Below are 22,433 nucleotides of genomic sequence, written 5' to 3'. Positions count from 1 at the left end.
ACCTGGGCTGGGGGAGGCCTCGGAGGGGGCCGTCGCGCCCGGGGGGCGCGCCTGTGAAGTCGCCCCCTCCGACCCATGAGCGCACCTCAGGACGACCTGATGATGCCCTACCCGCTCACCATCACCCACTTCTTCGAACGCACGCGCAAGCTCTTCCCGAAGAAGACGCTGGGCACGCGGGTGCCGGGCGTGGGGCTCGTGAAGTCCACCTACGCCGACTTCGCCGACCGCACGGCGCGCCTGGCCGGCGCCCTGCGCTCCCTCGGCGTGAAGAAGGGCGACCGGGTGGGGACCTTCGCCTGGAACTCCCACCGCCACCTCGAGGTCTACTTCGCCGCGCCCATGATGGGCGCCGTCCTTCACACCGTGAACATCCGGCTCTCCGCCCCGGACATCACCTACATCGTGAACCACGCCGCCGACCGGGTGCTGATCGCGGACGCGAGCTGCTGGCCGACCCTGGAGCCGCTGCGCCGGCAGCTCCCCTCGGTCGAGCACGTCATCGTCATGAAGGACACGCCGGACGCCCAGATCCCGCCCGGCGCGCTCGACTACGAGGAGCTCCTGGGCAGCGCCACGCCGGTGACGGCCTGGCCGAAGCTCGAGGAGACCGACGCCGCCGGCATGTGTTACACCTCCGGCACCACCGGCAACCCCAAGGGCGCCGTCTACACGCACCGGGCGATCTTCCTGCATTCGATGGCGTCGTCGATGACCGACGTGCTCGGCATCTCGGAGCGCGACATCATCCTCCACATCGTCCCCATGTTCCACGCCAACGCCTGGTGCGTCCCCTTCGCCGGCGTCATGAACGGCGCCACCCAGTTCTTCGGCGGTCCCAACCCGCAGCCGCGGGACATCGTCGAGATCGTCCACAACGAGCGCGTCACGTTCGTGGGCGCGGTGCCGACGGTGTGGATCGCCATCGACGCGATCCTGGAAGGGGAGCCGCCGCGGGACGTCTCCTCGATCCGCGCGATTCCGATCGGCGGGTCGGCCGCGCCCCGGACGCTCCTCGAGAAGTTCGACAAGAAGTACGGGGCCCCCATGCTCCACGCCTGGGGCATGACCGAGATGACGCCGCTGGGCACCATCTGCCGCCTCAAGTCCTACATGGAGACGCTTCCCGACGAGGAGCGCTACGCCATTCGGGCCAAGCAGGGCTATCCCACCGTGTGCGTCGATCTCCGCATCGTGGACGACGAGGGGCGCGAGCAGCCCTGGGACGGCCAGAGCATGGGCGAGATGCAGGTGCGCGGCCCCTGGGTGATCCGGTCTTACTACAACAACCCCGAATCCGCCGACCGCTTCACCCCGGACGGCTGGTTCCGGACCGGCGACGTGGCCACCCTCGATCCCGAGGGCTACGTGCAGATCACCGACCGGACCAAAGACCTCATCAAGTCGGGCGGCGAGTGGATCTCGTCCATCGACGTCGAGACGCTGATCATGGGCCACCCCAAGGTCCTGGAGGCGGCGGTCATCGCCGTGCCCCATCCCAAGTGGGTGGAGCGCCCGCTGGCCTGCGTCGTCCCCAAGCCCGGTGCGGAGCTCGCCCCCGCCGAGATCCTCGATTATCTGCGGCCGAAGCTGGCCAAATGGGCACTGCCCGACGCGGTCGTCCTCATCGACGCCGTGCCCAAGACCAGCGTCGGGAAGTTCGACAAGAAGGTGCTGCGCGAGCGCTTCAAGGACTGGACGCCGAAGTGAGGTGTGAGCCGGCCGGCAGTGAGCCGGCCGGCTGTTGACACGGTCGGCCCCGGGCCCTATCCTCCCCCGCACCAGGCTCGCGGGAGAACCATGACGGGATTCAGCTGGCGAAACCCTCCCATCTCTCACGGAGGAGTCGTATGAGGATCAAGCGCTGGAAGCTCACGTGCTGCTGTGGTCACGGTGACCCGAGGGGACGCCGAGAGTTCCTCCGGACGGCGGCCATGGGCACGCTGGCTCTAGCCGGCCTCAAGGCGGCCGGACCGGCTGAGGCCCAGGTGCGGGTCTTCCCGCCACCGCCTCCGTTGACCAGCCCCATCGAGGGCATGATCGACCTCCATGTGCATTCCTCGCCCGACGTCTTCGGGCGGGCCATCGACGACAACGAGGTGGCCCGCAAGGCCGTGGAAGCCAAGATGGGCGCGCTCGTGCTCAAGAACCACGTGATGGAGACGGGCGCCCGCGCCTTCCTGGCCAAGCGGCACGTTGAGGGCAAGATCCCGATCTTCGGCGGGATCGTACTCAACGGGCCCTACGGGATCAACCCGGAGGCCGTGCAGTGGATGTGGCGGATGGAGGGTGGGCTTGGCAAGGTGGTCTGGTTGCCCACCTTCGACGCCGACAACCACGTCAAGACCTTCAAGGACGCGCCGGAGGGCATCAAGGTGGTGGACGCCCAGGGCCGGGTGCTGCCGGCCGTCATCGAGGTCATGAAGATCTGCGCCAAGCAGAACCTCGTCCTCTGCACGGGCCACTCCTCCGGCGCCGAGGCCCTGGCCCTGGTCAAGCAGGCCAAGGACGTAGGTGTTAAGCACGTCGTCGTCACCCACGCACTCTTCACCGTCAACAACATGTCCATGGAGCAGATCAAGCAGGCGGCGGCGACGGGAGCCAAGATCGAGATCGACTTCCTGGGCGCGCTCATGGGTCCCAACGCCCACATGGCCTGGATGCGGCACTGGAAGCAGGTCTCGGTCAAGGACAACGCCGAGGCCATCAAGCAGATCGGTGCCCAGCACGTCGTCATGGGCTCCGACCTCGGCCAGACGGGCAACCCCTCGCACGTCGACGGCATGAAGGCGATGGTGGCCGGCCTCAAGGCGGAAGGGCTCACCGACGCCCAGATCCGGATGGTGGCGCGCGACAACGCCGCCGCCATGCTTGGCCTCTAGTGCCGTTCCAACTATTCGCGCCTAGGAAGGCACCGTGTACGTCGTTCGTGGACAGATTTAGTATCAACAAGTTGGAACGGCACTAGGAGGAGCGTATGAGCGATCTCAGCAGGCGACAGTTCCTCGGGCGCGCGGCGGCGGGCACGGCGGGCCTGGCCGGTATCCTGGCCGCCAAGACCCCGCCGGCGGTGGCCCAGCAGCGCGAGATCTCGTACCTCTGCTGGAACAACTTCGCCCCGGCCTCAGACAAGAAGCTGGCCGAGATCGGCCAGCGGTTCGCCAAGGACACCGGCATCAAGATCAAGATCGACCACATCGCCCACCCTCAGCAGGCGGCGAAGTACGCCTCCGAGGTGCAGAGCCAGGCCGGGCACGACCTGATCGAGATGCGCATGCACTTTCCGTGGCTGTATGAGACCCAGCTCGTCGAGGTGTCCGACCTGGTCGCCGAGCTAGAGAAGAAGTATGGCAAGGCCCTTTCCTCGGCCCAGGAGACGGCCAACGTCCGCGGCGTCTGGCGGGCGGTGCCCCAGTACCACACGTTCTTCGTCGGGAGCTACCGGGAGGACCTGTTCAAGAAGGCGGGCCTCAAGGTGCCCGACACCTGGGAGGACCTCTACACCGTCGGCAAGGAGCTGAAGAAGATGGGGCACCCGGTGGGGATCCCCATCAGCCAGAACTACGACACCATCTCCACCGCCGGCCCCGTCCTCTGGTCTTTGGGCGGTATGGAGATCGACCGCGACGGCAAGACCGTGCGGATCAGCTCGCCCGCGACCGAACAGATGATCGAGTGGTACAAGAAGATGTTCCGCGACTGCATGGAGCCCGAGGTCCTCTCCTGGACCGACGCCAGCAACAACGACACGCTCAACGCCGGCAAGGCCGGCTGGATCCACAACCCCATAAGCGCTTACATCGTCGCGCGGAACCGCAAGATGGTCACCGCCGACGGCATCAACCACCACCGGAGCCTGGCTGGCCCCCACGGCCGCCACGAGACCGACGTGCCGCGCCACATCGGCATCTGGAAGTTCTCGAAGAACGTCGAGCCGGCCAAGGAGTGGATCCGTTATCTGCTCGCGAAGAAGGACGTCTACGACGAGTACATCATGTCGGGAGACGCCTTCAACCTGCCGGTGTACGCGAGTCTCCTGGACCACCCGGTGCTGAAGACCGACCCCAAGTTCGCCGCGCTCAAGCAGGAAGGCGTGCAGTTCCACGCCTATGGCTGGCCGGCGCCCCCGAGCGACAAGGTCCAGCGCATCACCAACGAGTTCATCCTCCCCAACATGATTGCCAAGGCGGTGACCGGCACGCCGACCAAGGAGGCCATCGCCTGGGCCGAGAAGGAAATGAAGCGGATCATCAGCGGGTGACCGGTGGCCGTCGGTAGCGTCCGCGTCGGACCGGTCGTTCCCCGGCCCGGGCTCCGGGTCTGGGAGCTGCTCGACCACGAGCGGTTCCTGGGCCCGGCCTTCGTCACCCCCGCCCTGCTCCTCATCACGCTGCTGGTCGCCTACCCGTTCTGCATGGCCCTCTACTTCGCCATGTCCAACGCCTTCATCGGGCGTCCCAGCCACTTCATCGGTCTCCGGAACTTCGTCGGGCTATGGGAGAGCGACGCCTTCCGCCAGACATTCCAGAACGCCTTCGTCTTCACCGGCGCCTCCGTCGCCCTCAAGCTCGTCCTCGGCATGACCCTGGCCCTGCTCCTCAACCAGCAGCTCTGGTTCAAGCGGATGATCCGGGGAGCGGTGCTGCTGCCGTGGGTGATCCCGACCGCGCTCAGCACGCTGGGCTGGTGGTGGATGTTCAACTCCCTCTACAGCGTGGTGAACTGGACGGGGCTCGCGCTGGGGCTGATGGATCCCCCCGGGCCCAACTGGCTGGGGCAGAAGTACTACGCCATGACCGCCGTCGTCACGGTGAACGTCTGGCGGGGGCTGCCCTTCTTCGCCATCACGATCCTGGCCGGGCTGGTGTCGATCCCGCGCGAGCTCTACGAGGCGGCCGAGGCCGACGGCGCCGGACCGGTCGCCCGCTTCTGGCACGTCACGCTGCCCATGCTCAAGCCGGTGCTGGCCATCGTCGTGCTGTTCTCGACGATCTTCACCTTCAGCGACTTCAACATCGTCTACGTGCTGACCCACGGCGGACCCATCAACTCCACCCACCTCTTCGCCACGCTCGCCCGCCAGGTGGGATTGGAGTCCGGGCAGATCGGCCAGGGGGCGGCCATCTCGCTCTACCTCTTCCCGGTCCTGATGCTCGTCGTGTGGGCCCAGCTGAAGTTCGTGCGCCGGCAGGTGTACTGATGACGGTCAAGCGGCGTCCGCTGCTGACGAAAATCGCGCGGCACCTCGGGCTGGTGCCCTTCCTGGTCTTCGCGCTGTTCCCCTTCTATCACATGGCGCTGACGTCGCTGAAGACGGACCGCGAGCTGTACGACCGGCACGCGGTACCGCTCTTGATTCGCGAGGGCCCCACGCTGGAGCACTACCAGAAGCTGCTCTGGGACACGGGGTTCCTGATCTGGACGAAGAACAGCCTGCTGGTCACGGTGCTGGCCACGACGGTCTCCGTGGTCCTCGGCACCATCGCGGCCTACGCCCTGGCCCGCCTGCGCTTCTTCGGCGTGGGCCCCTTCGGCACCGGAATCTTCGTCACCTACCTGGTGCCGACGTCGCTCCTGTTCCTGCCGCTGGCCCAGGTCGTGCACTGGCTGGGGCTGGCCGACTCCAAGTGGGCGCTGGTCGTCACCTACCCGACCTTCCTGGTCCCGTTCTGCACCTGGCTGCTGATGGGCTACTTCCGGACGGTGCCCAAGGAGGTGGAGGAGTGCGCGATGGTGGATGGGGCGACGCGGCTCCAGGCGCTGCTCCGCATCGTCCTGCCGATCGCCGTGCCCGGCCTGGTCTGCGCGGTGCTCTTCGCCTTCACGCTCTCCTGGAACGAGTTCATCTATGCCCTGACCTTCACCTCGTCGTCGGACGAGATCACGGCCAGCGTGGGCGTGACCAGTGAGCTGATCCGGGGCGACATCTACTTCTGGGGTGGGTTGATGGCGGGGGCGGTGCTCGGCTCGGTGCCCATCGTGATCCTCTACGTCTTCTTCCTCGACTACTACGTCTCGGGGCTCACCGCCGGCGCCGTGAAGTAAGAAACCCCGGGACGCAGCACCCGGCCCGGCCCCGGCCCGTCGGGCGCCTCGGGCACCCGGCCCTCTCGGATCAGGGCGCGACCGTTGACGAACGACCAGGCGATGCCGCTGGCCCGCTGGACCAGGCGGGGCCCGCCGTCGGGCAGATCGTGCACCAGCTCGGGCGGATGCTCGGTGATGGTGTCCGGATCGAACACGACGATGTCGGCGGCCAGACCCGGTGCCAGGCGCCCGCGATCGGCGAGGCCGAAGACGTCGGCGGGCATCGAGGTGATGCGGCGGACCGCCTCCTCCAGCGACAGCGCCCGGCGCTCCCGCACCCAGTGCCCGAGCAGCCGGCTCGTCTGGCCCGCCTCGCAGAAGAGGGTCAGGTGGGCGCCCGCGTCGCCGAGCCCGAGCAGGGCCAGGGGATGGGTGAAGATCTCGGCCACGGCGGCGGCGTCGGTGTTCATGATGGCCACGGTGAACTCGGTCCCCAGCTCATCGTCGAGTGCCAGGTCGAAGAACGCGTCCACGACCTCCTTCCCCATGGCCGCAGCGACCTCGTGCACCGTCCGGCCCACGAAGCGGGCGTGGACGGTCCGGTGCACCCGGTGCACGCGCAGTGGCGACGCATCGCCGGTGAAGAGGGCCGAGCGGCCCACCGTCGCCGCGAACTCGGCGCGGAAGGCGGGGTCACCGAAGAGCGCCTGCCAGCCCGAGGGCGGCGTCTCCATGACCCGCCGCCACACAGGGAAGCGGTAGAACACGAAGGCGCCCGAGAGCTGGAAGGTGGCGGTGAGCGGCGAGCACGTAACTTGTGGATAGAGCCGGATGCCCTCACGGTGGAGCGCTTCGAAGCGGCCCAGGATCGTGCGGTGCTCGTCCGGGCGCAGCGGGTTGTGGCGGAGCGAGAGTGGCGTGACCGGGCGCCCGCCGGCCCGATAGAGCTCCACGAACCGGTCGATCTCCGCGACGCGGTCGGGGCGGGTGCCGCCGATCGTGACCTCCAGGATCCCGCGCCCGGTCTCGCCCATCGCGGCCACGAGGCGGGTCAGCTCGTGCTCCTCCGCCACCCGGCTGGGCACGGGACGGCCACGACCCCCGACGTGGTTCGTGTTCGCCGAGGTCGAGAGGCCGACGGCCCCGACCGCCATCGCGTCCTTCACCACCCGACGCATCTCGGCGATCTCGGCCTCCGAGGCTGCCCGCTCCCAGGCGGCGTCGCCCATGACGTACTGGCGGATCGCGGAGTGGCCGACGAAGGCGCCCACGTTCACCCACAGGCCGGCGCGGTCGAGGACGTCGAGGTACTCGCGGAACGTCTCGAACTCCCAGCGGATGCCTTTCTCCATCGCCTCCAGCGACATGCCCTCCACGTACTCCAGCATCCGCATGAGCGTGCCGCGGTCGTCCGGCCGGCATGGCGCGATGGTGAAGCCGCAGTTGCCGGTAACGATGGTGGTGATGCCGTGCCACGACGAGCACGAGGCCAGGGGGTCCCAGGTGAGCTGGGCGTCATAGTGAGTGTGGGGATCGATGAAGCCGGGCGCCACCGCCAGGCCGGCGGCGTCGATCTCCTGCCGTCCGCCCGCCCCGACGGCGCCGACCTCCGCGATGCGGCCGTTCGTCACCGCGACGTCCCCCGGCCGGGCGGGACCGCCGGTACCATCCACGATGAGGCCACCGCGAATCACCAGATCATGCGTCATGGGAGACCCTCCTGGGCGCCGGCGCGATCGTAGCATCGACGCCGGCCCCGCGCAGCCGGCACTACGGGAAGATCCCCAGCTCGATGTAGGTCGCCGCCACCTTGTGGAGCGCGTTGAGGAAGGCGGCCGCCCGCATGTCCTGGATGCGGGCGTCACGATTCCTGAGCTCGCGGATCTGGTGGTAGGCGGTGATCATCGTCTCCTCGAGCCCGGAGTTGACGAGATCGATCTCGTCGGCCCCCCGGGCGATCTTGCGCCGCTCCTCGTCGGGGAAGATCCGGCCGGTCGCCTTCTCGATGGCCGAGAGCATGCGGTCGAACGCCGCCTCCTCGAAGCGCTTGCCCACCCGGCCGAACCTGACGTGGGAAAGGTTCTTGACCCATTCGAAGTAGGAGACGGTCACGCCGCCGGCGTTGAGGTAAATGTCGGGGATGATGAGCACGCCCCGGTCCAGCAGGATCTTCTCCGCTTCCGCAGTGGTGGGGCCGTTGGCCGCCTCGGCCACGATCTTGGCCTGGATCCGCGGCGCGTTGTCGGCGGTGACCTGGTTCTCGAGCGCGGCCGGGATCAGGATGTCGCAGGGGAGCTCCAGCGCCCGGTTGGTCGGCGAGATGCTCTTGGCCCCGGGGAAGTTCAGGATCGATCCCGTCTCCTTCTGGTGCTTGACGACGGCCTCGACGTCGAGGCCCTCAGCCCGGTAGACCGCGCCCTCCCGCTCGGAGAGGGCGACGATGATGCAGCCCGCCTGCTGGCAGAACCTCGCCGTGTGGTAGCCGACGTTGCCCAGCCCCTGGACCACCACGGTCTTGCCTTCGAGGCCGGTGGAGAGGCCGAGCGGCTTCATGTCCTCGGCCACGCCGCACGCCTCTCGCAACCCGAAGTAGACGCCGTGGCCGGTGGCCTCGACGCGCCCGCGGATGCCGCCCTGGGTCACGGGTTTGCCGGTCACGCAGGCCATCGCGTCGATGGCGCCCGGGTGGAACGCCGAGTACGTGTCGTAGATCCACGCCATCTCGCGGGGGCCGGTGCCGTAATCGGGCGCGGGCACGTCGACGCCGGGACCAATGAAGTTCTTCTTGATCAGCTCGGCGGTGTAGCGCCGGGTGATCTGCTCCAGCTCCTGCGCGGAGTACTTCTTGGTGTCGACCCGCACCCCGCCCTTGGCGCCGCCGAACGGCACGTCGACGATGGCGCACTTGTAGGTCATGAGCGCGGCCAGCGCCTTGACCTCGTCCTCGTTGACCTCGGGGGCGAAGCGGATACCGCCCTTGACGGGCACCCGATGGTGGCTGTGCTGGACGCGCCAGCCCGAGAACACCTCGAGGCCGCGCGAGGTCCGCACCGGGAACTGGAAGGCGTAGACGCTGTTGCAGACCTTGATCTGATCGAGCAGGCCTTGGGGGTAGTCCGTGAACGCCGCTGCCTTCTCGAAGTAGGTGTTGACGGTCTCGAAGAAGCTGGGAGCGGAGTTGGCTGTGGCCATGCATCTCCTCTGGCGCCGGGTTCCGGTCATGCCTGGGCGACCCGCTGCTCGAGCCGCCGCGCCGCCCGCGACATCGAGTAGGTGAAGATCCAGTAGACGAGGGCGATGAAGAGGTACAGCTCGAAGGGCCGGATCTCACGGTTGTTGACGATCTGAGCCGCCTTGGTCAGATCCACGTAGCCGATGATCGAGGCCAGCGAGGTGTCCTTGAAGAGGACGATCATCTGGGTGACGATCGACGGCACCATGTTGCGCAGCGCCTGGGGCAGCACGACGTAGGCCATGGCCTGGGCGCCGGAGAGCCCCAGCGCCGTCGCCGCCTCCACCTGGCCCCGTGGCACCGACTGGATGCCCGCGCGCACGATCTCGCCGAAGTAGGCCGCCTCGAAGATCACGAAGGCCGTGAGGGCCACGCCGTACTCGGGGATGGGCAGGCGCAGGAGCTGCGGGATGACGAACCACATCCAGAAGATGACCATCACCAGCGGCACGCCGCGGAAGAACTCGACGTAGAGCGTGGCCGGCACCCGGACCGAGGCCACCCCGGTCAGCCGGGCCAGGCCGATGAAGATGCCGAGCAGGAAGCCCAGCCCGATGGCGGGGATGGCCAGCCGCAGCGTCCCCCCGGCGAAGCCGCCGAGGCCCAGCAGGCCCTGGACGACGAGGAACGTGAAGTTGTTGACGATGACCGAGAGGTCGAGCATCGCTAGCCCGCTCCCACCCGGTTCCGGCGAGGCCTCAACGGGTGCCCTGCCGGGTGCCGGTCCAAGTAACGAGCCAGACGAGGCGCCGCAGGAGGAGCTGAGCAGCGGCCGCCGCTGCGAAGCGACGCTTCATCGGCTCGGAGGGAGGCGCCGGCCGGAGGCGTACGCGGTTGTACGTCGAGGACCGGCGTGGGAGTGCGAGCCGCAGGACGCCGGCGGGCCGCTGGGCGAGCCGCAGGGCGGCCAGGGGCTGGGGCCCCTGCGCCCGAGGCGAGCGAACCCGGAGAATCCTGCCCGTCCGAAGCGAGCCTGGGACCAGTCGTGCGAAGCCGCAGGGCGGCTGCTGCCCGAGGCGAGCCTGCGTGAGTCCGAGAACGAAGTATGGCGACGTTAAATTGGACCGGCACTAGCCCGCTCCCACCCGCGCGATCAGGCCGGGGATGGCGAAGCGGCGCTCCAGGCGCGTCATGACGGCTGCGATCGAGACGCACAGCACCAGGTAGATCAGCGTGCCTGCGGTCAGCGCCTCGATGGCCCTGGCGGTGTAGGTCTCGATCTGCCGGGTCTGGAACGTCAACTCGGCCACGCTGATCGTCAGCGCCACCGAGGAGTTCTTCAAGAGGTTCAGCGACTCGTTGGTGGCCGGGGGCACGATCAGGCGGAGGGCGATCGGCAGGATCACGAGCCGGTAGGCCTGCCACACGCTGAGCCCGATTGCCTGGGCGGCCTCGAACTGGGTCCGGGGGATCGACTGGATGCCGGAGCGGATGACCTCCGACATCCGGGCGCCGTGATAGACGCCCAGCGCGAACGTGCCGGCCCAAAACTCGGCGCCGTGGTTGAAGAGCCAGTCCTGCACGCCGCGGGGCAGGAGCGGCGGGATGCCGAAGTACCAGAAGAACATCCAGACCAGGAGCGGCACGTTGCGGAAGAACTCCACGTAGCACGTCGCCGCCGCCCTGAGCGGCGGCCACGGCACCGTGCGCAGCGCGCCGGAGAGGATCCCCAGCGCCACCGCCAGCAGCCAGGCCAGCGCGGAGATCTCCAGCGTGGTGAGGAGGCCCTGGAGCAGCCAGCCGCCGGACTGGCCGCTCCAGAGCACGCTCCAGTTGAACTCGTACGTCAAGCGACTCGCCTCAGGCGCGCCTCGCCTGCGGCTGCGGCTCGCACTACTTTGGCACCACCTGCAGGGTCATGAAGCGCTTGTTGTCGGCCGTCAGCGGATAGGGCACCTCGCCCTTGGGCCCGAACCATTTCTCGTAGAGCTCGAAGTACTTGCCGGACTCGATGGCCTCCATGAGCCCCACGTTCACGAGGTGGCGGAAGTCCGACTCGTTCTTGCGCATGGCCATCCCGTAGGGCTCGTAGGAGAAGAAGTCGCCCACGATCGCCCACTCCCCGGGGTTGGGCGCCTTGGCGACCAGCCCGGCCAGCTGGATTCCGTCGTTGGTAAAGGCATCAACCTGCCCCTGGGCCAGCGCCTGGAAGGCGGCCGGCTGGTCGGGAAACTCGCGGAGCTGCGCGGTGGGCACCCGCTCCCGGATGATCCGCGCGTTGGTCGAGCCCTGCTGGGCGGCGATGCGCTTGCCCGCGATGGAATCGATGCCCCTGATGGGGCTGCCCTTCTTGACGAGGAACTGGGCGCCGGTGACGAAGAAGGTCAGGCTGAAGTCCACGCTCTCGCGCCGGGTGCGGGTGTCGGTCATGGTGCCGGCAATGAGGTCCACGGCGTTGGAGGAGAGCAGCGGGATGCGGGTCGGCGGCGTGGACTCCTTCTTTTCGACCTTGACCGGCTTGCCGAGCTTCCGCTCGATCGCCGGCTTGACCGCCTGCTCGACGAGATCGATCGAGAACCCCACCCACTCGTTCTGCTTGTTGATGAAGGCGAACGGCGGCGAGCCGGTGCGGGTGCCGATGGTCAGGGTGCCGGTGCGGCTGATCTTCTCGAGCGTCGTCTCGGCGAGCGCGGGCACGGCGCCGCCGAGCACGACGGCGAGGGTGAGGAGCAGCGCGAGCAGTCGCTTCATTGAAGCCTCCGTTCAGTGTGAGAGGATCTTGGACAGGAACTGCCGGGCGCGGTCCGACTGGGGGCTGGCGAAGAACGCCTCCGGGGCGGCCTCCTCCACCACCGCGCCCCCGTCCATGAACACGATCCGGCGGGCCACCCGGCGCGCGAACCCCATCTCGTGGGTGACCACTATCATGGTCATCCCGTCCCGGGCCAGGTCGGTCATCACCTCCAGGACCTCGTTGATCATCTCCGGGTCCAGCGCGGAGGTCGGCTCATCGAACAGCATGATCTTGGGGTGCATGGCCAGCGCCCGGGCGATGGCGACGCGCTGCTGCTGCCCGCCCGAGAGGTTGGCCGGGTAGCTGTCCGCCTTGTCGGGGATGCCCACCCGCTCCAGCAGGGCGCGCGCGGTCTTCTCGACCTCCGCCCGCGCCAGCCCCCGGACCTTGCGCGGGGCCAGCATGATGTTCTCGAGCACGGTCATGTGGGGGAACAGATTGAACGACTGGAAGACCATCCCCACCTGCGTCCGCAGCCGCGTCAGGTTGGCGCCGGCGTTCGTCACCGACTCGCCCAGGACCACGATCTCGCCGCTCTGGACCCGCTCCAGCGCGTTGACACAGCGGATCAGCGTGCTCTTGCCCGAGCCCGACGGACCGCAGACGACGACCACTTCGCCGGCGGCGACCACCAGGTCGATGTCCTTCAGCACGCGGAGCCGGCCGAAGAACTTGTTGACCCGTCGGAACGCGATCGCCGGCTCGGCCATCAGGCGATTACCAATAACACATCTCCGGCATTCACGGGCTGACCGGCCTGGACCCGGACTTCGCTGATGGTGCCGGCGGCGGCCGCCTTGAACTCGTTCTCCATCTTCATGGCCTCGATGACCAGCAGCGTGTCCCCCGCCCGCACCCGGTCCCCCGGCGTCACGGCGACGTGCGTGATCCGACCCGGCAGCGGCGCGACGAGCGTCCGGGGCCCGGGGGCGGCCGCGACGCCGCCCCGGGTGCGGATGACGTGGCGCGTGGCCTCCTCGACCTTCACCGCGTAGATCTCACCGGCGACCTCGACGATCGCGACATCCTCCTGCTCGGTGACGTCGGCGACGTACGACACGCCGCCGACGAGCAGCGAGTAGATCCCCGGAGAGGTCCGGCGTGCATCCACCTCCCACACCTGCTCGCCGATGGTGACCCGATACTGCCCGCGGCCGCCGCTGATCTCGACGGTCTGGGCGCGGTCGCCGGCGGTCGCGACGAACTTCATTCGGGGCGCCCCCGCCAGCCCGGCCGCGCCGCCTGTCGCCAGGCGCTGGGGGGCGGCGCCGCCAGCGTCCCGCGGCCCAGGCGCTCGTACTGCGCGAGCACCGCCGCGATGAGCGCGATGGACGCGTGGCGGCCCTGCCCGGCGCCGAGATCGGGCATGACGCGGTCGAGGAAGCCCGTCGAGAGCCGCCCAGCTCGGAAGTCCGGATGCGCCATGATCCGCTCGAGCAGGGGAATGGTGGTGCGCACGCCGACGACCCTGTACTCGGCGAGCGCCCGCGCCATGCGGTCGATCGCGGCGGCCCGGTCGGCGCCCCAGACGATGAGCTTGGCCAGCAACGTATCGTAGAAGCGCGGCACCGGGTAGCCCTCGTACACGCCCGAGTCCACGCGCACCCAGGGCCCCGACGGGACTCGCAGTCCCCGAATCGTTCCCGGGGAGGGCAGCCAGCCGGCGAACGGGTCCTCGGCGTTGATGCGGCACTCGATGGCGACGCCCCGCCCCCGGACGTCGGGCTGGCCGTAGCCGAGGGGCTCGCCGCCGGCGATACGGAGCTGCTCGTGCACGAGGTCGATGCCCGTCACCAGCTCGGTCACCGGATGCTCCACCTGGAGCCGCGTGTTCATCTCCAGGAAATAGAAGTTGCGCTCGGCGTCCACGAGGAACTCCACGGTGCCGGCGTTGACGTAGGCTGCCGCCTGGGCGATGCGGCAGGCCGCCTCGCCCAGGCGCTCGCGCAACGCGGCGTCGGCCAAGGGCGAGGGGCTCTCCTCCACCAGCTTCTGGTGGCGCCGCTGGATGGAGCACTCGCGCTCGCCGAGGTGGATCACGCGGCCCTGCCCGTCGGCGAGCACCTGCACCTCGATGTGGCGCGGCTCGACGAGGGCGCGCTCGAGATAGATCGAGGCGTCGCCGAAGGCGCTCTGCGCCTCTCCCCGCGCCAGCCGGAGCGCGCCCGCCAGGTCCTCCTCGCGGCGCACCAGCCGCATCCCCTTGCCGCCCCCGCCCAGCGCGGCCTTGATCATGACGGGGTAGCCGATCTTCCGCGCCGCCGCCCGCGCCGCCTCGTCGCCGGTCACGGGCTCGAGCGTCCCCGGCACCAGCGGCACGCCCAGCTCGCGCGCGATCCGCCGTGCGGCCGTCTTGTCGCCCATCGCCCGGATCGCCGCCGGAGGCGGGCCGATGAAGGTCAGCCCGGCCTCCGCGCAGGCCTCGGCGAAGGCCGCGTTCTCGGCGAGAAAGCCGTAGCCGGGATGGACGGCGTCGGCGCCCGCGGCCTTCGCCACGCCGACGATCTTCTCGGCAGCCAGGTAGCTCTCCACCGCCGGCGGGGGGCCGATCGGGTAGGCCTCGTCGGCCATCTGGACGTGCAGCGCATCACGGTCGGCCTCGGAGAAGATGGCCACGGCTCCGATGCCGGCCTCGCGGCAGGCGCGGATGATCCGGACGGCGATCTCCCCGCGGTTGGCGACCAGGACCTTGGCGATCTTCATCGGCTTCGAGTCGTGAGGAACAGGCCCAGGTCCTGCTCGCGGCGCCGCGACGCGCGCACGACCAGGAGGGCGGTCGTCAGGGTCGACCTGAGCTCATGGAGCAGCCGCGTCGTCGCCGGAGTCTCTCCGACGAGCCCTCCGTCCTCCAGTTCCCGGAGATTGTCGCTCAGCATCGGCTCGAGACGGCTCAGGCGTTGGCGGTCGCGCACCACGAGCACCTCGTCCATCACCGAGGCCAGCCGGCGCCGCCACTCTAGCAGACGCCCGCTCGGATGGGGCGACCGGCGCCCATACGCCGCGGGCATCGCCGGCGCCTTCCTCGTGGTAGCCCTTGCCTCGGCAGCGCCGGCGCCGCCGAGGGCGCCGAAGACCAGCGCTTCCATGATGCCGGAGCCGTTGATGCGATCCGCCCCCTGCACGCTGTCGGCGACGTCACCTGCCGCGAAGAGGTTGGGGATCACGCGGTCGCGCCGGGTCGCCGCCCACAGCGCCTGCAACACGCGCGCGCCGAACCGCGGCGGGCAGACGATGCCGCGCGGATAGCTCGAGCCGGCGAGCTGGACGCGGCGGGAGCGCCCGGCGTCCTTGAGCGGCACGCCATGCCGCTCGAGCAGGCCGATCTCGTCGACCGACCGCTCGGCGAACAGCCGCAGCCGCTCGGGGCGCTTGAGCCCGCACCCGATCGCCTGGAGATCGGCGGCGTAGGTCGACGCGGTGTCGGGGTCGGGCATCGGCCAGTTCACCACCGAGAACTCGATCTTCGAGTCGACGGCCAGTGTACAGCCCGACGCCGCGGCCGTCCCTTTCGAGATCAGCGTCACCCGGGCGCCGCGCACGGCGGCGGCGTGGCAGGCCCGGATCGCCGCCCCGCCCCCACCGATGACGGCGACGCGGGTCACTCGCGCACCGCGTTCACGGCCGCTTCGACGAACGACGTGTCGACGATGTCCTTGAGGGGAATGGTCGACTTCACGAACCCGTGCCGGACCCACCACGCCATCTGCCGTTCGATGTCGGGCACGAGGAGCCGGCCGTTGCGGTCCTGAAAGGGAAAGCCCAGCCGGATGATCTCGGGCTTGGCCCCGATGTACTTGGCGGTGACGGCCACGACCTCGTCGTAGTGGGGGCCGGCCTGGACGCGCCCGTCCTTCTGGACCAGGACCGCGTCGTGGTAGTAGCGCGAGGCCTTGACGTAGCCCTTCATGAAGTTGACGGCGCGGGCGCGCTCGGCGGCGAACTTCCTGGAGTAGAAGACCGTGGCGATCTGCCAGGGGAACAGGTCGCCGGCCCACGCCAGGATCTTGCCGAAGCCCTGCGCCTCCGCCGTCCCCGGGAACGGCTGCGGGATGAGGATCGCCTCCACCTGCCGGCCCTTCAGCGCCTCCATCACGGACGGCAAGGCCTGCAGCGGGACGATCTTGACGTCCTCGAGGGTGAGGCCCTCCTTCTCGAGGATGTTGCCGATGTGGTAGTGGAACGTGGATCCAAGCTGGGTGACGCCGATGCGCTTGCCCTTGAGGTCGCGGACCGTGCGCAGCCCGGTCTCCCACAGCTCCTTCTGGACGACGATCGCCGTGAGCGGGTAGCCTGGCCACTCCCGCCCCTTGTCGGCGACGATCCAGAGCTTCTCCCCCCCCAGCACGATGTTGTAGAGGGCGGCCGTCAGCCCGGTGGCCCCCACCTCCGCCTGGCCGGCGGCCAGCGCCGTGGCGATCGGCGCCGCGGCCTGGAAGAACACCAGCTCTGGATCGACCCCGTACTCCTTGAAGAAGCCCTTCTCCACGCCGATGAAGATCGGCGCCGAGGAGGTCAGCTTCAGGACTCCGACCTTGACCCGCTCCGAGGCGCCGGCCGCTGAGCCGGCCAGCAGCACGGCCATGGACAGGACTGCCAGGATCCAGCGCATCCCTCCCCCTCCCTCCCGAATTCGGTGGTGACCGTCAATAAAGTTTGCCGTCCGCGCGAGCGGTTCAGTCTATCCTGACGCCGAACGGAGCCAAAGGCATCCGGTTTGGGAACGACTCTCGATCGGACGGAGGAGCCGATGCCGAAACCGAGCGCCCCGACCACGTCACGGCTGGCCCGTCCCTCGAACCCCCTGCGCCTCACGAAGATGACGGGCTGCCGCCATCGCTCCGGGCCCGGGCGCGCGTTCCGCGGCGCGCTCCTCGTCCTCGTGTGGATGCTGGCCTGCGTCGCGGCGATCAAGTATGTGCTGAGCCTGGCCTGACCCGCGTCACCCCACCCGCCAGGGGATCGCCAGGCGCTCCAGGCGGCCCAGGCCCCAGTGGGAAACCACCCCCAGAAGCGACAGCAGCACGATCCCCACCATGAGCTTCGTCGTCGCCATGATGTTGCCGGCGTGGAGCACGAGGAACCCGATGCCGGACTCCACGGCGATCATCTCGGCGGCGACCAGCAGCAGCAGCGCGGTGCCGGCGCCGAGCTGGAGCCCGGCAAAGATCATGGGCAGGGCCGAAGGCAGGATCACCTTGCGGATCACGCCCGAGCGCCGCGCGCCGAAGGCGACGGCCGCCCGGATCAGGAGGGGGTCGGCCTGGCGCACGCCCGTGTAGGTGTTGATGGCCATCGGGAAGAAGACGCCGAGGGCGATCACTGCCACCTTGGAGGCCTCGCCCAGGCCGAGCCAGAGGATCAGCAACGGCAGCAGGGCGATCTTCGGAATGGGGAACGTCGCCGCGATCAACGGGGTGCCGATCGCCTCCGCCACCGCGAAGAAGCCGACCGTGATCCCGACGACCACCCCCAGCCCGCCCCCGATCGCGAATCCGAGGACGAGGCGGCGGAGGCTCGCGCCGAGGTGCACGAGGATCTCGCCGGTGACGAGCATCTCCCAGCCCTCACGCAGCACGCCCAGGGGCGAGGGCAGGAAGAGCACCGGCACCCAGCCGATGCGCGCCAGCAGCTCCCACAGCGCCACCAGGCCCACCAGGGCCAGCAGGCGCAGCAGCCGATGATCGGGGCGCCGGAGGAACCCCGTGCGGTCCTGCACGGTGATACGGGTGACTGCGCTCATAGGTCGGAGGGGGCGCCTTCACAGGCGCGCCCACAGGGCGCGCTCATTCCACCAGCGCCTGCCGCGCCTGATCCTTGATGAGGCCCCAGATCCGGTCGGTGGTCTGGATGAAGGCGGGCTCGGCAACCATCGCTTCGACCCGGGGCCGCTTCAGCTCCACCGGCACCTCCGCCAGCACGCGCCCCGGGCGGCGCGAGAGCACGATGACCCGATCGGCCATGTAGACAGCCTCCTGGATGTTGTGCGTGACGTAGATGATCGTCTTCCGCGTCCGCTCCCAGATGGCGAGCAGTTCCTCCTGCATGAGCTGCCGGGTCTGGGCGTCGAGCGCGGAGAAGGGCTCGTCCATCAGCAGCACCGCCGGGTCGACCGCCAGGGCCCGCGCGATGCCCACGCGCTGACGCATGCCGCCCGAGAGCTGGTGGGGGTACTTGCCCGCGAACCCCCCGAGCCCGGCCAGCTCGATGTACTGCTGCGCCCGGCGCGCCCGCTCGGCCGCCGGCACGCCCAGCTCCTCGAGCCCGAACTCCACGTTCGCCTGCGCCGTCCGCCAGGGGAACAGGGCGAACTCCTGGAAGACCATCGCGGTGATCAGCCGGCCCGCCGTGGCCGCGCCCTCGAAGTACACGCGCCCCCCGCTCGGCGCCAGCAGGCCGGCCACGATCTGCAGCAGCGTGGACTTGCCGCAGCCGGAGGGGCCCACGATCGTCACGAACTCTTCCGACTCCACCGCCGCGCTCACCTCGCGCAGTGCTTCCACCGGGTGGCCGTGGCGGTCCGCGTACGTCTTGGACAGGCCCTCCAGCAGGACCCTCACGGCGCCCTCAGACGGAAGCGCTGGATCTTGCCGGTGGCCGTCTTGGGCAGTTCGGGGACGAACTCGATCGAGTGGGGGCTCTTGTAACCCGCCAGTCGAGACCTGACGAACGCCACCAGCTCGGCAGCGAGCTCGGCGGAGGGGGTCTGGCCGTCATTCAGCACCACGAAGGCCTGAGGCTTCGTGAGCCCGTCGGCGTCCAGGCGCCCGACGACGCCCGCCTCGATGACGGCGGAATGCTCGACCAGCGCGGCCTCGATCTCGGCGGGGGCGACCCACAGGCCGGCGACCCTGAGCATGTCGTCCGAGCGGCCGGCGAAGTAGAAGTAGCCGTCGGCGTCCTGCCAAAACATGTCGCCCGTACGGAGCCACTGGCCGAGCATCGTGGCGCGCGTCCGCTCGAGCCGGTTCCAGTAGTACGGCGACGTCGTCGGGCCCTTGATGAGCAGGTGCCCAACCGCGCCTGTGGGGACGGGCTGGCCCGCATCGTCGACCAGCCTTGCCTCGAAGCCGGGAACGATTTGGCCGGCCGAGCCCCGGCGCACGGCGCCGGGACGATTGGCGATGAAGTCGTGCAGCGCCTCGGTCGATCCGACGACGTCCACCAAGTCGTGGCCGAACCGCGCCTTCCAGCCATCGAACACCGCGGGCGGCAGCGCCTCGCCGGAGGAGACGCAGAGCCGGAGCGACCGGAGATCGTAGCGCCGCTCCGCCTCCTTCACGTGGAGCATCCGGGCGTAGAGCGTCGCCACCGCGAAGAAGACGGTCGGCCGCTCGGCGGTGATCACCTCGAACGCGCGCTCGGCATCGAGCCGCTGCTCCACCAGCACCGCGGCCGCGCCGACCCGCGCCGGGAAGTAGAGCGTGTTGCCCAGACCGAAGGCGAAGTACATCTTCGACGCCGAGAAGACGAGGTCGTCGGGGCCGAGGCCGAAGACGCCCGCCCCGACCAGGTCGGCGGCCGCCACGAAGTCCTGGTGGGAGTGGACGGCGGCCTTGGGCAGACCCGTGGACCCCGAGGTGTAGCCCCAGTACATCATGTCTTCTCCGAACGTCGGCGCGGCCGGCAGCGTGGAAGGGGCGCCGGCCACGAGGTCGTCCAGGAAGAGCGCGTCGGCGACCCGGCGGCCCACGGCCACGACGGCCCGGAGCCAGGGGCATCGGGAGCGCAGGGCCGTCAGCCGCGTCGCCACGTCGGCCTCGGCCATGACGACCTTGGCGCGGCTGTCGGCCAGGATGAACGCGTACTCCTCGTCGGTCATCAGGGGGTTGACGGGGACGGCCACGGCCCCGGTCTTGACGGCGCCCCAGAAGGCGGCGGCGAACGCCGGCGAGTCGTTGAGGACGAGCAGCACGCGATTCTCGATCTCGACGCCGAGGCTTGCCAGCGCGCTGCCGGCGCGGTTGGCGCTTCGGGCCAGCTCCGCGTAGGTCACGGCGCATCCCGCGTGGCGGAAGACCGTGCGAGCGCCGCGTCCCTCGGCCAGGTGCCGGTCCACGAAGAAGGCCGCGGCGTTGAAGCGCTCAGGCCGGCGCGCGGTCGGAATCACCGATCAATCTTAACCGGAAACGCCTCCCGGCCGGGACCGGGAGCCCGGCGCGTCAGGCCCACCCGTCTTGACGTGGCGCGCCCGCCAGGCCAAAGCCACGAAGCAGTACAACACAGCGAGCAGCTCGAGGGACTCCTCGAGGAAGTACCGGGGCAGGGGCAGGAGCGCGTTCAAACGGCTCTCGAAGAGCTGGACCAGCCCAAGGAGGAGGCCACCCGCCAGCAAGAGGCGGCCCCAGGGCTCACGCGCCATGATCCGCGCCTCCCGCCAAAGGTCCTCGCGTCTCCGCCAGGCGTAGGCGAGCACCGCCACCGCCAGCCCTGCCAGGACGAGGATCACCAGGAGCCGGATTCCGAGGGGGACCGCCGGGCTCATCAGGAACCGCGTGTCGATGACCGGCACCCCGAAGATCCTCCGGTCGAGGTCGAGTTCGAGTTCGATCATCCCGGCGAACATGAGGACGAGGAGAATGTCCAGCGCCGGAGGCCGTCGGGTCGCCGCGACGAGGCAGAAGCCCGCGGCGCCGGCCAAGAGCGCCACCTGCAGCCACTCGATCGTCTGATCTTCGCTGACGATCTGGGCCGCCACTCGAGGATCCCATGCGAGCAGAGCGCTGAGCGCGGCGGCGGTGACCACGGCCAGTCCCACCGCCCACGCACACCAGGCCGCAACCGGACGCCGACGGCGGAGCACGACGTCAGCGTCCCAGCCGCCCGCGCAGGCGCTCGACGAAGTCATCGGGGCGATCGGGCGAGAGCCCCACCCAGCCGTCGGAAGTCTCGAGCCAGACGACGCCGTCGCTGTTGGTGACGAAGAGGCGATAGAAGCCGAGCGTCGTGTTCCAGAAGCGCCCGAAGCGGCCGAAGACGCCCTTGGAGGCGGTCAGGCTGAGGCCGCGGAGGGGGCGCGGCGCACGATCGACGGAGCGGATGACGCGATACGGGATGACCTTGGGGCCGGCGCGCCGCTCGACGTGGACGCCGTCCGCGGCCAGCCGATAGCCCGTCGGCGCCAGCCGTCCCACCACGAAGAGCACCAGCGTGAGCGGCAGGCTCAGAAACAGCCAGCGCACGTCGCCGCTCCTGACCGTGAAGACCAGCCCGAGGGCGGTCATCCCGACCACGCCGAGCCCGACGGCCGCCAGCGTCGACCATCGCTCGCGCGCGCCTAGCGTGGTGCCGAAGTCGTCGAGATTCGTGGTCACGGCCCTTTGGCCGCTCATCCTACTCTCATCACCCCCCTCGTGGGCCCCCATCCGGGGTCTAGAGGCGTCCATCCGGGGGTCTCAATTTCCTGCGATCGTCGGTATTGCTTGGCGTCGGTCCATGTTCCACTCCTGCTGTTCGCTCGATCCTCCGCTCAGCAAGGCGAGTGAGGAAAGCCATGGGCATGAGCAGATCCCTGCGCCGGTCGCTTCGGCTGTCGCCCCTTCCGTTCGGTTGGCTCATTGCAGCAGGTCTCATGCTGCAGCCGCTAGGCTGGTCAGCCGCGAATGTCGACGACATCACGTCTTCGACCGAGCGAAGTCTTGCGCTGGTGACCAGCTCCAAGCCGAACCAAGCTGTCCAGGTACGGGTGAGCGAGACCTACGGCAAGCTGCCCTTGTCCTTCGAGGCCAATCGCGGGCAGACTGATCCCCAAGTCAAATTTCTCGCCCGCGGTCCCGGGCAGACGCTCTTCCTCACCTCCACCGACGCAATGGTCGTTCTGACGAAGCGAGAGCCGCCAGCGCGCAAGCCCATCGCACATGGCCAACCGGCGCCGCGAGGACTGGCGACCGTGACCGCCATTCGCATGATATTCGCTGGCGCGAACACGACTCCACGCGTGACCGGGCTGCAGGAGCTCCCCGGCAAGGCCAACTACTTCATGGGCAACGATCCCACGACGTGGCGCACGAATGTGCCGACGTACGCCAAGGTGCGATACGACGACATCTACCCGGGCATCGACCTCATCTATTACGGCAACCAGCGGCAACTCGAGTACGACTTCGTCGTGCGCCCGGGCGCCGACCCCACCCGGATCGTCCTCGGCTTCCAGGGCGCCGCCCGCTTGGAAGTGGATGCCCAGGGGGACCTCGTGCTGCACACGGCCGCCGGACCGATCCGCCAGCGGAAGCCCGTCATCTACCAGGAGGTCGACGGCGTCAGGACAGAGATTCAGGGCGGCTATGTGCTCACGGACAGGCATCAGGTCAGCTTTCGGGTGGCGGCCTACGTCGCCAGCCAGCCGCTGATCATCGACCCGGTGCTGTTCTACTCCACCTACCTCGGGAGCGGTGGCCTTGACGGGGGCTCTGGGATCGCCGTCGACACCGCCGGCAACGCCTA

General features: G+C 69.2%; 22 protein-coding genes. 7 read left to right on the top strand and 15 right to left on the bottom strand.

Annotated features, from left to right (window positions below):
* Positions 1 to 99: 99 nt before the first annotated feature.
* The 5 genes from VGV13_13005 (at position 100) to VGV13_12985 (ending at position 6,045) form a co-directional block, all read left to right on the top strand.
* Complete coding sequence (locus VGV13_13005; GenBank protein HEV8642012.1) at positions 100 to 1,710, top strand: long-chain fatty acid--CoA ligase; 1,611 nt, start codon at positions 100 to 102, stop codon at positions 1,708 to 1,710.
* A 140-nt stretch (positions 1,711 to 1,850) separates the two neighbouring features.
* The gene (locus VGV13_13000) at positions 1,851 to 2,882 is read left to right on the top strand and encodes a DUF6282 family protein (protein ID HEV8642011.1); all 1,032 of its coding nucleotides are present in this window, start codon (positions 1,851 to 1,853) and stop codon (positions 2,880 to 2,882) included.
* Positions 2,883 to 2,977: 95 nt separating this feature from the next.
* Positions 2,978 to 4,261 (top strand): extracellular solute-binding protein, encoded by a 1,284-nt coding sequence (locus VGV13_12995; protein ID HEV8642010.1) that lies wholly within the window; start codon positions 2,978 to 2,980, stop codon positions 4,259 to 4,261.
* 3 nt (positions 4,262 to 4,264) lie between these two features.
* Positions 4,265 to 5,200, top strand: coding sequence for a sugar ABC transporter permease (locus VGV13_12990; GenBank protein HEV8642009.1), 936 nt, complete (start codon positions 4,265 to 4,267; stop codon positions 5,198 to 5,200).
* On the top strand, positions 5,200 to 6,045 hold the full coding sequence (locus VGV13_12985; GenBank protein HEV8642008.1) for a carbohydrate ABC transporter permease: 846 nt from the start codon (positions 5,200 to 5,202) through the stop codon (positions 6,043 to 6,045). The genes VGV13_12990 and VGV13_12985 overlap by 1 nt, the downstream gene beginning before the upstream one ends.
* Here VGV13_12985 and VGV13_12980 read toward each other — a convergent pair.
* From VGV13_12980 to VGV13_12935, 10 genes are all read right to left on the bottom strand, one after another.
* A complete protein-coding gene (locus tag VGV13_12980) occupies positions 6,009 to 7,736 on the bottom strand; it encodes an amidohydrolase family protein (protein ID HEV8642007.1) in 1,728 nt (575 codons plus the stop codon). The genes VGV13_12985 and VGV13_12980 overlap by 37 nt on opposite strands.
* Positions 7,737 to 7,797: 61 nt before the next feature.
* Entirely contained in the window at positions 7,798 to 9,219 is a 1,422-nt protein-coding gene (locus VGV13_12975; protein HEV8642006.1) for a Glu/Leu/Phe/Val dehydrogenase, read from the bottom strand.
* A gap of 26 nt (positions 9,220 to 9,245) precedes the next feature.
* Positions 9,246 to 9,923, bottom strand: a complete 678-nt coding sequence (locus VGV13_12970; protein HEV8642005.1) for an amino acid ABC transporter permease — start codon at positions 9,921 to 9,923, stop codon at positions 9,246 to 9,248.
* Positions 9,924 to 10,329: 406 nt separating this feature from the next.
* Entirely contained in the window at positions 10,330 to 11,049 is a 720-nt protein-coding gene (locus tag VGV13_12965; protein HEV8642004.1) for an amino acid ABC transporter permease, read from the bottom strand.
* Positions 11,050 to 11,092: 43 nt separating this feature from the next.
* Positions 11,093 to 11,950 carry a transporter substrate-binding domain-containing protein gene (locus VGV13_12960; protein ID HEV8642003.1) on the bottom strand — a complete coding sequence of 286 codons (858 nt, stop codon included), beginning with the start codon at positions 11,948 to 11,950 and terminating at the stop codon, positions 11,093 to 11,095.
* 12 nt (positions 11,951 to 11,962) lie between these two features.
* A complete protein-coding gene (locus tag VGV13_12955; GenBank protein HEV8642002.1) occupies positions 11,963 to 12,703 on the bottom strand; it encodes an amino acid ABC transporter ATP-binding protein in 741 nt (246 codons plus the stop codon).
* Positions 12,703 to 13,203 (bottom strand): biotin/lipoyl-containing protein, encoded by a 501-nt coding sequence (locus VGV13_12950; protein HEV8642001.1) that lies wholly within the window; start codon positions 13,201 to 13,203, stop codon positions 12,703 to 12,705. The genes VGV13_12955 and VGV13_12950 overlap by 1 nt, the downstream gene beginning before the upstream one ends.
* On the bottom strand, positions 13,200 to 14,696 hold the full coding sequence (gene accC / locus VGV13_12945) for an acetyl-CoA carboxylase biotin carboxylase subunit (GenBank protein ID HEV8642000.1): 1,497 nt from the start codon (positions 14,694 to 14,696) through the stop codon (positions 13,200 to 13,202). Before accC ends, VGV13_12950 begins: the two co-directional genes overlap by 4 nt.
* Positions 14,693 to 15,595 carry an FAD-binding protein gene (locus tag VGV13_12940; GenBank protein HEV8641999.1) on the bottom strand — a complete coding sequence of 301 codons (903 nt, stop codon included), beginning with the start codon at positions 15,593 to 15,595 and terminating at the stop codon, positions 14,693 to 14,695. Before VGV13_12940 ends, accC begins: the two co-directional genes overlap by 4 nt.
* Positions 15,592 to 16,602 (bottom strand): ABC transporter substrate-binding protein, encoded by a 1,011-nt coding sequence (locus VGV13_12935; GenBank protein ID HEV8641998.1) that lies wholly within the window; start codon positions 16,600 to 16,602, stop codon positions 15,592 to 15,594. The genes VGV13_12940 and VGV13_12935 overlap by 4 nt, the downstream gene beginning before the upstream one ends.
* Before the next feature lie 138 nt (positions 16,603 to 16,740).
* Here VGV13_12935 and VGV13_12930 point away from each other — a divergent pair, with 138 nt between their 5' ends.
* The gene (locus VGV13_12930; GenBank protein ID HEV8641997.1) at positions 16,741 to 16,926 is read left to right on the top strand and encodes a hypothetical protein; all 186 of its coding nucleotides are present in this window, start codon (positions 16,741 to 16,743) and stop codon (positions 16,924 to 16,926) included.
* A gap of 6 nt (positions 16,927 to 16,932) precedes the next feature.
* On the opposite strand, the gene VGV13_12925 is transcribed toward VGV13_12930, so the two are convergent.
* The 5 genes from VGV13_12925 to VGV13_12905 are packed head-to-tail and all read right to left on the bottom strand — an operon-like array spanning position 16,933 to position 21,322.
* Positions 16,933 to 17,733, bottom strand: coding sequence for an ABC transporter permease (locus tag VGV13_12925; protein ID HEV8641996.1), 801 nt, complete (start codon positions 17,731 to 17,733; stop codon positions 16,933 to 16,935).
* A 43-nt stretch (positions 17,734 to 17,776) separates the two neighbouring features.
* Positions 17,777 to 18,550, bottom strand: coding sequence for an ABC transporter ATP-binding protein (locus VGV13_12920; protein HEV8641995.1), 774 nt, complete (start codon positions 18,548 to 18,550; stop codon positions 17,777 to 17,779).
* Positions 18,547 to 20,100 carry a benzoate-CoA ligase family protein gene (locus VGV13_12915; GenBank protein ID HEV8641994.1) on the bottom strand — a complete coding sequence of 518 codons (1,554 nt, stop codon included), beginning with the start codon at positions 20,098 to 20,100 and terminating at the stop codon, positions 18,547 to 18,549. Before VGV13_12915 ends, VGV13_12920 begins: the two co-directional genes overlap by 4 nt.
* 9 nt (positions 20,101 to 20,109) lie before the next feature.
* Positions 20,110 to 20,838 carry a hypothetical protein gene (locus VGV13_12910; protein HEV8641993.1) on the bottom strand — a complete coding sequence of 243 codons (729 nt, stop codon included), beginning with the start codon at positions 20,836 to 20,838 and terminating at the stop codon, positions 20,110 to 20,112.
* The gene (locus VGV13_12905; GenBank protein HEV8641992.1) at positions 20,798 to 21,322 is read right to left on the bottom strand and encodes a PH domain-containing protein; all 525 of its coding nucleotides are present in this window, start codon (positions 21,320 to 21,322) and stop codon (positions 20,798 to 20,800) included. Before VGV13_12905 ends, VGV13_12910 begins: the two co-directional genes overlap by 41 nt.
* A gap of 149 nt (positions 21,323 to 21,471) precedes the next feature.
* Here VGV13_12905 and VGV13_12900 point away from each other — a divergent pair.
* Positions 21,472 to 22,433, top strand: a 962-nt coding sequence (locus VGV13_12900; protein HEV8641991.1) for a hypothetical protein, incomplete at its 3' end; no start/stop codon positions are given.

The sequence above is a fragment of the Candidatus Methylomirabilota bacterium genome (assembly GCA_036001065.1).
Taxonomy (GTDB): domain Bacteria; phylum Methylomirabilota; class Methylomirabilia; order Rokubacteriales; family CSP1-6; genus MNEF01.
The sequence above is the reverse complement of the archived record's forward strand: the minus strand, read 5'-3'. Positions and strand labels throughout refer to the sequence as shown.